The 11,053-nt window shown below is 69.0% G+C and carries 8 protein-coding genes, 1 tRNA gene and 1 pseudogene; 1 reads left to right on the top strand and 9 read right to left on the bottom strand.

The features are described 5' to 3' along the window. Window positions 1–183: 183 nt before the first annotated feature. The 9 genes from VFB40_RS04470 to mtrA all read right to left on the bottom strand — a co-directional run bounded on the left by VFB40_RS04470 (window position 184) and on the right by mtrA (window position 10,443). Window positions 184–254: transfer RNA gene (locus tag VFB40_RS04470), tRNA-Gln, on the bottom strand. A 33-nt stretch (window positions 255–287) separates the two neighbouring features. After that, a complete protein-coding gene (locus tag VFB40_RS04465) occupies window positions 288–1,223 on the bottom strand; it encodes a hypothetical protein (protein WP_324847986.1) in 936 nt (311 codons plus the stop codon). A gap of 88 nt (window positions 1,224–1,311) precedes the next feature. Next, a complete protein-coding gene (cax, locus tag VFB40_RS04460) occupies window positions 1,312–2,472 on the bottom strand; it encodes a calcium/proton exchanger (protein ID WP_324847985.1) in 1,161 nt (386 codons plus the stop codon). Window positions 2,473–2,606: 134 nt separating this feature from the next. Beyond that, window positions 2,607–3,422: a response regulator gene (locus VFB40_RS04455; protein ID WP_324847984.1), complete on the bottom strand. Its 816-nt coding sequence runs from the start codon at window positions 3,420–3,422 to the stop codon at window positions 2,607–2,609. Between the two features lie 271 nt (window positions 3,423–3,693). Further along, window positions 3,694–4,383 (bottom strand): ribosome hibernation-promoting factor, HPF/YfiA family, encoded by a 690-nt coding sequence (hpf, locus tag VFB40_RS04450; RefSeq protein WP_324847983.1) that lies wholly within the window; start codon window positions 4,381–4,383, stop codon window positions 3,694–3,696. A 591-nt stretch (window positions 4,384–4,974) separates the two neighbouring features. Continuing rightward, window positions 4,975–5,697, bottom strand: a complete 723-nt coding sequence (locus VFB40_RS04445) for a ComF family protein (protein WP_324847982.1) — start codon at window positions 5,695–5,697, stop codon at window positions 4,975–4,977. A gap of 36 nt (window positions 5,698–5,733) precedes the next feature. Further along, complete coding sequence (locus tag VFB40_RS04440) at window positions 5,734–7,611, bottom strand: LpqB family beta-propeller domain-containing protein (RefSeq protein ID WP_324847981.1); 1,878 nt, start codon at window positions 7,609–7,611, stop codon at window positions 5,734–5,736. Beyond that, window positions 7,608–9,521, bottom strand: a complete 1,914-nt coding sequence (gene mtrB / locus VFB40_RS04435) for an MtrAB system histidine kinase MtrB (protein WP_324847980.1) — start codon at window positions 9,519–9,521, stop codon at window positions 7,608–7,610. Before mtrB ends, VFB40_RS04440 begins: the two co-directional genes overlap by 4 nt. Window positions 9,522–9,765: 244 nt before the next feature. Continuing rightward, window positions 9,766–10,443, bottom strand: a complete 678-nt coding sequence (gene mtrA / locus VFB40_RS04430) for an MtrAB system response regulator MtrA (protein WP_331682779.1) — start codon at window positions 10,441–10,443, stop codon at window positions 9,766–9,768. Between the two features lie 172 nt (window positions 10,444–10,615). Here mtrA and VFB40_RS04425 point away from each other — a divergent pair. Continuing rightward, a pseudogene (locus VFB40_RS04425) lies at window positions 10,616–11,053 on the top strand (hypothetical protein); the annotation flags it as partial.

The raw sequence follows: 11,053 nt of genomic DNA, 5'->3' as shown, positions 1-11,053 counted from the left end.
GTCGCAGACTTCATCCGCTTTCCCTCGCCCGCGGCCAGGATCAGGACGGCTGCGGGACGCACGGGAGCTGACGCGCTCAGCTCGGACACACCGGTCTCCTCGACCTCGGTTTGCTGGATTTCAGCACCGAGCCTACCGGCTGATCTACCGCGCAGAAGGCCGAGCGTTCGAACTCGGCAAGGGCTCCCGGGGAAGGATTCGAACCTCCATAACAGACACCAAAAGACTGCGTCCTGCCCTTAGACGACCCGGGAAGGTTCGAGTCCCCGCTACGGAGGACTCGGCCCCTAGTTTGGCATACCTCCAGCACCGCGCGCCGCAAGGATTCCGGCCCACCAGCCGTCGACTCGGCGGTAGAGGCCGCTCGACTTGCGCACCCAGACGATGAGACAGCCGTGATAGTCGTCGGTGAGTTGCTTGCGCACTGTCTTCGGGTTATGTCTCTTGAGCGTCGCTTTTCGAAAGTCTGCCTCTGGTTTGCCGACTACACGGCGCCAGAAGTCCTCAGCGGCAGCCAGGTTCGCACTCTCGTGAATCGAGATTCGGTACTGGCGGTCGACTTCCTCGACACCGACGAGATCCAGCCAGCTGAGGAAGACCCTCATCATCCCCGCGTCGCTATTGATGAATTGGATATATTCGCGACGCGAATATGGCTTGTCCTTTACCCCCTCGGCCCAGTACAGAGCGACGCCGAGGAGCATCAACTCTCGGTCCGAGATCTCGCCCACCTCGGCGAACGCGGCTGCCTTCTGCGCTTCGCGTTGCTCGTTGCGGCGGGTGGCAAGGATCCGGTGCATGTGCGCGGCATGAGCGGCACGGTCCGGTTGTGGATGAGGAAGATCTCGCAGCCACATGGAGAGCGTCGCGGAGGAGACGTCCAGTTCCGCCCGGATCTGCTTGTACGTCTTGCCCTCCAACCGCAACGCACGGGCGCGTTCTCGGTCCGCGTCACGGGCGCGGGCGCGGAGACCGGGATGCGAAGCCTGTGCCTTGGCATCGCGGTTGAGGGCGCAGTTGACCACCCACGGTGAGACGCCGGGCAGTTCCTCGCGGATCTGCTTGGGCGTCAGGCCGCGGGCGCGCAGCTCACGTATGCGATCGGAGGCGGAAGTTACCTCGGCCTCGAATTCGGCTTCGGCGCCAGCCTGAGCGTTCGGGCGGGATTCGGTGTGTCGTTGCTGCGGAACTCCGTTGCGGAGAGCTTTCGGGGAAGTATCCATACTTCGACCGTACGGATGTTTTCCCGTCTATGCGTCCAAACTTTCGATTTTCACTCGTTCGGAAGAATTCGCAGGTTATATTAATTTCCTAGCCCCACCAGAAGGCGGCGGCGATCAGGATATAGAGCCCGACCATCGTCGCGCCTTCCAGCCAGTCGGATTCGCCGTCGGAGACTAGGTAGGCAACGGCGAGCGTGGAGACGCCGACGGTGGTCACCAGCATCGGGTTGAAGACCAGCGTGAAGGTCGCGCCGCCGACCAGCGGGGAGAGCAGGACCAGCGCCGGGGCCAGCACGAGGGCGATTTGCAGCGGGCTGTTGAGGATCACCGAGAGCGCGTGGTCGGCCTGGTTTTGCCAGGCGAGCTTGACGCCGACCGCGTTCTCCACAGCGTTGCCCGCGATGGCCACGATCACCAGGCCGGCGAACGCGTCCGAGATGTGCATCGAGTTCATGGCGGGCTGCAGAGCGCTGACGAACAAGTCCGAGACGTAGGCCGCGAGGACGCCGGTTACCGCCAGCATCGTCACGGCGAGGGCCAGCGGCCAGCGGTTGCCGCCCTCCTGCTCAGCGTGCTCCGCTTGCGATTCGGACCCCTGTTGCGCGGTTGGCGCGGATGCGTCAGCGGGGGCCGAGTCCTCGCGGCGCAGCGAGGCGGGGATCGAGAGCGCGAAGACTACCAACAGGACCACTGCGGTGATGCGGGACAGGCTCGCTTCGTGGCTCGCGGCCGCGGCGTGGATGTACGAGGCGAGGGACGGCACCAGCATCGCGGCGACCGAGAGGATCATCAGCGCCATGATCATCCGGGCGCGGCTCTCGGAGAAGCGCAGGATCCCGTTCCTGCGGCCGCCGACGAAGAAGGACAGGCCGAGCACCAGCAGCAGGTTGCCGAGGATGGAGCCGATGATCGCGGCGGTGACCACGTCGGTCAGGTGCGAGCGCAGCGCGAAGATGCAGATGAACAGCTCCGGCAGGTTGCCGAGGGCGGACTGGAGCACTCCCACGGCGCCGGCGCCGAGCCGGTCGGCGAGGTGGTCCACGGCCCGGCCGACCAGCGCCGCGAGCAGGGCGACCGCCACCGCGGAGACCAGGAACGGGATGACCGCCCCGCCGCCCTTGGTGAGCGCCGCGGCCACCGTGAACGCGGCCGCGCCGGCCATGAACGTGATGTCCGAACGGCTCAGGACCCTGCCGCGGGCGATCTGCTTACCAGTCTCGGGCGGCCCTGCGGGCTGCGTGGTCGTCATGACCGCCGAGCGTAGAGCATCGCGAACGGTAGCGGCGGCGCGCTGAATGAGGCCGGCGAAGGGCGTCTAAGGCGGTCGGGCACGGCCGGGGATGCGCGGCGAGGGCTTTTGGTGGGCTGCGGTGAGGGCGCGGGTCAGGGCAGGTCGAGGATCTTCTCGCGCACCGCGTACATCACGGCTTCCATCCGCGAGTGCAGCTGCAGCTTCTCCAGGATGTTGCGCACGTGGTTCTTGACCGTGTTCTCGCTGATGAACAGGGTCTTGGCGATCTTGCTGTTGTTGGCCCCGGTGGCGATCAGCTTGAGCACCTCGAGCTCGCGGTCCGTCAGCTTCGGCGCGGGCGGCCCCTGCTCGCGCCGCTCCTCGCCGCTCTTGGCCATGGTGGCGAACTCGCTCAGCAGCTTGGTGGCCATCGACGGGGTGATCAGCGACTGGCCGCCGGCGACCGCGCGGATCGAGTCGGCGATCTCGTGCGGCGGGATCTCCTTGAGCAGATAGCCGGTGGCGCCCGCCTTGATCGCGTCGTAGAGGTCGGCTTCCTCGTCGCTCATGGTGAGCATGACCACGCGGGTGGACGGGGCGACCTCCTTGATCGCGGCCGCCGCCTCGATGCCGCCGCGCCTGGGCATCTTCACGTCGAGCAGCACCACGTCGGGCAGCAGCTCGCCGGCCTTCTCCACCGCCTCCGCGCCGTCTCCGGCCTCGCCGACCACCTCGATGTCCGGCTCTTGCTGCAGCACGATGTCCAGGCCGCGGCGCAGCAGCGCATGATCGTCGACCAGCAGGACCCGGATCGGATCGGCGCCGGACGCAAGTTGCCCGGGGGAGCCGGCGGGCCTTGCGGATGGTGGGGCGGACGACTGCGGTGTGGTGGGGCGGGGGCGGCCGGGCTGCGCCGGGATGCCCTCCGGGCGCACGCCGACCGGCCTGCCGGAATCGGATTGGGCCACCTGTCCGTACCCCCTAGTACCTGGATCGGCCGGTCCGGGCAGGCGCCCGTTACTCCCGGACGGGACGCCGGAGACGCTCAGTGACCGAGTCATCATCGCACAGTATCGGCGAAACCTGATAATAGCTGGCGCGGACCCGGGATTGACAGTACCGCTCGGGACGTGGTCGCCGCCTCTTCGGGCGATCCTCGTTCCGCGGTCCGGGTCCGCGCCTGCTCGTGTCGTCAAGTGTGCTGATTCCGCCTGTCCGCGGTGCTTTCTCGGGATCTGGTTATGCGGCGGTGGCGGTGCCCGGCTGACCGCCGGAGTAGTGCGCCGCGCCGGTTTCCTCCAGGTGGATCACGCCGTAGTCGTAGCCGCGGCGGCGGTAGACCACGGAGGGCAGCTTCGTGTCGGCGTCGACGAACAGGTAGAAGTCGTGCCCGACCAGCTCCATCTCGTAGAGCGCCTGGCACAGGTCCATCGACGGGGCGGTGTGCGTCTTCTCGCGCACGACCATCGGGCCGTCGCCCTCGACCTCGATCGGGCCGACGTGCCGGATCTCGCGGCGGGGCTCGGCGGCGGCGACCGGGGCCGCGCGCTCGGCCAGCTCGGCGGCCTCGAGCTCGGCCAGGGTGGAGGTGGCGACGGACACGGAGACCGGGCTGCGGCGGCCGTGGTGCACACGGCGGCGGTCGGCGGCGCGGCGCAGCCGCGCCTCCAGCTTGGTGGCGGCCAGGTCGAGCGCAGCGTAGGGGTCGGCGGCGCAGGCCTCGGCCCGTACCACCGGGCCGCGGGTGCGCAGGGTGATCTCGATCCGGTCGCAGCGTTCGGCCTGCCGGGGGTTGCGCTCCTTGGACAGCTCCACGTCGAGGCTGATGGCCTTGCCGTCGAAGCGCTCGATGCGCGAGAGCTTCTCGACCACGTGCTTGCGGAACCGTTCGGTCACCTCGGTCTTGCGGCCCTTCACCACGATGTCCACGCGCGTCTCCCTTTGCTCGCTGATTGCCCGGCGCTCGTCGTTCGCGCCGCGCTCGCTGTCTGGACTGACACTGCTGCGGCTTGGACGCTCCCCCGGCTCGTGCGCGCGGGGTCGCGCTCCACTGGTAGGAGTGGCTGATTCTGATACTTGGGTAGGGCTGCACCACCTCCTGGGACTGGTTTGATTCTTGTCAACCTATGCCGGGAAGATCCGGCTTTGGAGGGGTAACGACGGGAAGGCCTTGCCGAGTTCCGGCCAGGTACGTCGGGGCGTCACGACTTCGGCCGTCAGTCGTCGTGCGCGCTGCTCATACGCTTGAACGTAATGCCGCTTGGGCGTGAACGGTAGGGGCCAATAGGCCTACTCCGCCAAGTGGGTGAATCGAGGGGCGTTCACCTGGGAGTCTCGGCTTGCGCGAGGTGGCGCGTCGGTCGCGTGCCGAACCGGGTGAACTGCGACGTAGCGGCGGGTTCAGCGGGGGCCTCCTCGATCCGGGGGTCTGAGGGGGTGCACGGGTTCAGCCGCGCTCCGGTTCGGTTTGGGCTGCCCCGATTTGCAGGATCTGAATCGCTCGGGTTCGCGGCAGTGGGTTCAGCGGCCGCTGAATCTGGTGGCGGCGATGACGGCCGCGCCGATCGGCTGTCCGCCGGCGGCCCGGATGGCGCGTGCGGCTTCGGCGAGTGTGGCTCCGCTGGTCGTCACATCGTCGATGAGGACGGCCGGGCGCTGGATCAGGCGTGATGCCGCGGCCGGTCGTACGGCGAGAGCGCCCCTGAGGTTCTGTGCGCGCTCCAGATGCGTCAGGCCGACCTGGTCGGCTACGCGCCGTTGATGGCGTAGGGCCGGGAGGACGTTGGCCGTATGGCCGAGCGCGCGCATCTCACCGGCCGCTGCGCAAGCCATGCGGCGTACCGGATCCTGGCCACGGCGGCGCGTCGATGAGCGGGCGGAGGGTGCGGGGACCAGCCAGACCGCGGCGGCGCCGGGGCTGGCGGCCAGGGCTGCGCGCGCGAGACGGCGGCCGAGGGGTCTGGCCAGGTCGAGCCGGTTGCGTTCCTTCTGCGCGACGATGATGTCCGCGACTGGTTCGCGGTACGGCGCAAGCGCGTGTACCGGAGGCAAGCCGGACAGGCGGCGTGCGTGGCGTACTGGGACCGGTGGCCCGGAGAGGGTTAGAGCGCAGGTGCTGCACAAGCCCTCGATCACGGTGCCGGTGCCTGTATGCCCGCAGCCGGCGCACTCCGCGGGCAGCACGAGGTCGAGCAGCGTCGCCCACCAGGACCGCCGCTGACGCTCCGTCAGTTCCTCCCCCACGCCATGATCATAAGCGGCTTGATCGGGGCGAGTCGGTCAATAGGCGTAACTGGGGGAAAAACCCTGCACAGGCGCGGATCCCTGCGAACTCCACGAGTTGCTGTTGAACGAGTACTGCGTGATCTGCGGCGGAGTGCCGCCGGTGCCTCCGTACACGGCCAGCAGCGTACTGCCGGCCCACTCGATGCCGCCGGTGTTGTTGGGCGGGTTGATGGTGACCGCATTGAGGTCGGTGGAGTTCGTCACCGGCGAGCCGTCCGTGTACAGCTCGGAGACCACCGAGGGAGAGGAGGGCTGCTGGCCGCCGAGCACCGCGAGGGACTCACTGCCGTGCCAGTCGATGTCCTGCACCGTGTTCCACTGGGCCACGACCGGGTTCTCGACAGCCTGGCTCAGGTCCAGGGACTGGCTCGAGCCGCTGCCCTGCACGACGCCGAGGCCGACGGAGTCGACCGTCGATCCGCTCGACGACTGCTCCGAGTACACGACGGCCACCCGGCGGCCGTCGGGTGCGACCGCGAGCTGCGTGATGGCCAGCGAGTCCACGTCGGAGCCGAACGCGGTGGTCACCTTCTGCGGCTGCGCTTGGAGGCCCTGGGTGACGTCCAGCCGGTAGAGCGCGGCCGGATGCTGCGACTTGTCGATGAACCAGAGGTGGCCGAGCGCGTCCCAGCTGAGCGAGGTGAGCTGGCCGCCGGTCTTCACCGGCGGGCGGTCGGCGACCTCACCGGGGTTGCCGAGGTAGAGCTTCGTACCGGAGTCGTCGACCATGGCGGCGATGGTCGAGCCGTCGTAGCTGGTGACCGCGAGGTGGCTGTATCGGCGGCTGGGCGGGCCGACCTGCTCCAGCCGGCTGCCCTTGCTGTCGTAGGAGTAGACGGCGTGGTTGTCCTTGCCGAGGTAGTAGTAGGTCGCGTCACCGGTCCCGCCGAGCCCGACGTGGTAGTGCCTCATCACGTAGTCGACGGTGCCTGATGACGCGCCGAGCTGCGTACCGCGCTGATCGACGACCGTCACGTGGCTGACGGATGCCAGGTCGCTGAACGTGGCAAGTAGCTCGTCGGCAAGGCCGTTACACGCGCTGGGACCGTGCGTGGTGCAGACGTTCGGCGTCTTGACGGTGACCTGCGCCGTACCGTCCGATTCAATGCTCACCGCGTTGTTCTTGTTGGCCAGCGCGATTTGCGGGGCGGCGGTGACCGCGGCCCCGTCCAGCCAGTCGGGCGCCCCGCCCAGCAGCTTGACGGCCAGTTTCTGGGCGATGACGACGTCGGACTGGCCGCGCATGTACACCGGGACCGGGATCATGCTCTCGCCCGGCGCGGCGCTGTTGAGGTAGTAGAGGTCGTAGGCGTTGTACTCGGCGCGGAAGGTCTCCTCGGTCAGCGCGATGCCGAACTCGTCGGGCAGCTGATCGATCTGGTAGTAGCCCTTGTCCTCGTTGAACTTGACGAAGAAGAGGTAGCGGTTGCGCGGCGTCGGCACCGACACCGGCGACACCGGCTCGTAGGTGCCGTCGTCGCCGACGTTCGCGAGCACGGTCCCGTTGATCTGCACCTGGTCGCCGTGTCCCGGCACCTGCGTCGGGCTGGATTCGTCGCCGCTGAAGACCACGACCTTCTGCGGGTCCCAGTTCAGCGCCTCGCCGGTGAGGTACTCGCGGGCGATGGAGAGGTTGCCCGGGTCGCTGGCCGCGGTCTGCAGGAAGCCCTCGACTATCGCCTGTGGATCCTCGTTGCGCTGGGGTCCCTTGGGCCAGATCCGCACGTCCGATCCGCCGGCCGCGTCGGTTTGCTTGCTGACCGCGTTCACGCCGGAGTTCGCGGGCAGGTTGACGCAGCCCGCGGTGAGGAATCCGAGCAGGGAGAGCAGGCCGAGCGCGGCTGTGCGGGCCGAGGGCTTGCGGTTCCTCATGCCTGGTCCCCCGTGCCGTTTCCGTCGCCGCCGTTGACGTCGCCGCGCAGGTCTCCCTCGCCGAAGCCAGTGATGGACGGCGGGCTCGACACGGTCGCCCGGTCGACCACCGCCGCGGTGTCTTGGCCCGGCTTACTTGCGGCCTTTGGTGAGCCGGGCGGTCCGGCGGGAGCGCGTACCGCACCCGGCCTGGAGGAAGTCGCGCTCTGATCCAGCATCGTTCGGTGCCCTGACCCCTGAGGCTGCGACTGAGGCGCGGTCTGAGACTGAGGCTGCACAGGCGTCGTCGTTGAGCCGCGGCGCTGGCGCAGGTGGTGGCTCGAGTCCTCGGGCTCCAGCGGGATCGGGGAGCGCAGCAGCTCGACGCGGGTGTTGCGCGGCACGGTGAGCCGGAACTGGGAGCCGCCGCCGGGCTCACCCCAGGCCTGGAGCCAACCGTGGTGCAGCCGGGCGTCCTCAAGGGCGATCGCCAGGCCGAGGCCGGTGCCGCCGGTGGTGCGGGCCCGCGCCGGGTCCGCGCGCCAGAACCGGTTGAACACCAGCGAGGACTCGCCCGGACGCAGCCCGACGCCGTGGTCCCGCACCGCCACGGCCACCGCGTCGTCCGAAGCCGCGACCTTGATGATCACGTCCCGGCCCTCGCCGTGCTCGATCGCGTTGACCACCAGGTTGCGCAGCACCCGGTCGATCCGGCGCGCATCCACCTCGGCGACGCACGGTTCCTCCGGCGCCTCGACGATCACGGTGCTGCCCTTGCGGTCGGCCAGCGGCGCCGAACTGTCGACGACGCGCTGTACCAGCGCCCTCAGGTCCACCGGTTCCGCGTCCAGGATCGCCGCGCCCGCGTCGAAGCGGCTGATCTCCAGCAGGTCGGCGAGCAGCTCCTCGAACCGGTCGAGCTGGTTCTGCAGCAGTTCCGCGGAGCGGGAGACGACCGGGTCGAAGGTCTCGCGCGCCTCGTGAATCAGGTCGGCGGCCATACGCACGGTGGTCAGCGGGGTGCGCAGCTCGTGTGAGACGTCGGAGACGAACCGGCGCTGCACCCGGCTGAGCTCTTCCAGCCGCCGGATCTGGTTCTGCAGGTTCGCCGCCATCTTGTTGAAGGAGTTGGCCAGCGAGGCCAGGTCGTCCTCGCCGCGCACCCGCATCCGCTCCTCCAGCCGGCCCGCGGCCAGCCGCTCGGCGATCCCGGCGGCCATTCGCACCGGGGTGACCACCTGCCGGGAGACGAACCAGGCGATGGCGACAAGCGCGAGCACCAGAAGCAGCCCGGCGAGCACCAGGGACAGCTCGACGGTATGGAGGTTCGCCTCGTCCTGGCTGAGCGGGAAGACGTAGAAGATGTCGGCGGTGAACTCGGTGCCGCTGTTGTTCGCGGTGACCCGCTGGCCGACGACGACCGCGTCGGCCTTGGTGTTCTGCCGGTACTGGACCGTGGCGAACTCGTACCAGCCCTGGCCGGCCGGCACGTTCGCGATCTTGGTCTGCAGGTCCGCGGGGATGGTGTTGTTCGTCAGGTTGGCGCAGGCGGCCGGGAAGGCCGCGGTGTCGGCGTCCTTCTGCAGGACGACGGCGACCTGGAACAGGGTGCTGCTCTTGCACAGCGAGCGCACGACGTTGGTCGCCAGCACGCCGGTGTCGATGGTCGGGTCGAGGCTCTTGGAGTTGAAGTCCTGGACCGCGCTCTGGAAGCCGACGCTGGCCTGCTCCTTGGCCGCGTCGAGCCGGGTGCGCAGGATGCCGTCGGCGACGCGCTGGGCGATGAAGTAGCCGAGGCCGACCGCGACGGCGAGCGAGAGGACCATGGTGACCGAGACGACCCGGAACTGAAGCGAGCGGCGCCAGCGGGCGGGCAGGTCGCGCAGCGCATGGCTGGCCGCCCGCAGCGCGCGCCGCAGTCTCGCTCCCATGCCTGTGCCCATGGCTCACCCACCGGTCCCACTGTTGTTCAGCTGTTCAGCCGACGTGTCCGCGGCCGGGTCTGGGCCGCGGTCCGGCCGGAGTCGAAGTCGGGGACGCGAACATCCCCGATGGGCACACTAACCCCGGCCACCCCTCCCCCGAGACGACGCAAATCGGACGCCCCGAGTTCCCGGTCGCGGCCGCGTCCGCCGCGATCCGGCCGCCCGGCGCGCGGGAGCGCGCCGGTCCTGGTCAGGCGGGTCCGGCCTTGTACCCCACGCCGCGCACGGTGATCACGATCTCGGGCTTCTCCGGGTCGTGCTCGATCTTCGAGCGCAGCCGCTGCACGTGCACGTTGACCAGGCGGGTGTCCGCGGCGTGCCGGTAACCCCACACCTGTTCGAGCAGCACCTCGCGGGTGAAGACCTGCCAGGGCTTGCGCGCGAGCGCGACCAGCAGGTCGAACTCCAGCGGGGTCAGCGCGATCGACTCGCCGCCGCGCTTGACCGAGTGCCCGGCCACGTCGATCGACAGGTCGCCGATGTTCAGCGTCTCCGGCTTGGGCTCGTCGGCCCGGCGCAGCCGCGCCCGGACCCGCGCCACCAGCTCCTTCGGCTTGAACGGCTTGATCACGTAGTCGTCGGCGCCGGACTCGAGGCCGACCACCACGTCCACGGTGTCGCTCTTGGCCGTGAGCATCACGATGGGGACGCCCGATTCGGACCGGATCTGCCGGCAGACGTCGATGCCGTCGCGGCCGGGCAGCATCAGGTCGAGCAGCACCAGGTCCGGCTTGAACTCGCGGAATGCGCCGAATGCGCGGTCCCCGTCGGATACGGTCGCGGTTTCGAAGCCCTCGCCGCGTAGCACGATACCGAGCATCTCGGCCAGCGCGGTGTCGTCATCGACGATGAGCACACGTCCCTTCATGGGGCTCATCTTCGCATCATTTCGTCGGCAGATTGCAACAACGCCGAGATCCGCGCCCGGGAAAGCACAGCTCAGGTCTTCCAACTCCTTGCCGGAGCCCCGCCATGGGCCACTAGGATGTGGGCCTGCTCCGTGGCGGGGCGACCACGTGGGCGACGGACGAGGTGGGGGGATGCCAGAGCTGCCGGCGGCTTGGGCCGCGCCCGGCGCGCCCGCGCCGGAAGTCACCACCGCGACACGTATCGCCAGCGTGCGGGACACCGCGGCTGGGGTGGAACGCATCGCGCGTCCGGTTCCGCTTAGGCCGTTGAGCGTGCTGGAGTTGATCGATGGGGCCATTGGTGCGGTGCGTGCGGTACCCGTCGCGCTGCTCGGATGGACCTCGCTGTTCGTGGTAGCCGCGGCGCTGGCGGATTTCGTGCTGACCTGGCTGTTCGACTCGGCAGTCGCTACCGCGACGCGCGCTCATCCGGTGATCATCGCGGACGACTTCGGCAATGCGTACGTCGAGTACGGCAGGACGCAGGGCGCGGGAACGTTCGGCCTCTTCGTCGTGCATCTGCTGCTGCCGATCGTGTGCTCGGGTTTCGCCGTCACGATTCTCGCCGGC

The sequence above is a fragment of the Actinocrinis sp. genome, assembly GCF_035650855.1.
Taxonomy (GTDB): Bacteria; Actinomycetota; Actinomycetes; order Streptomycetales; family Catenulisporaceae; genus Actinocrinis.
Note: the sequence above shows the minus strand (reverse complement) of the source record. Positions and strands in the feature narration are given on the sequence as shown.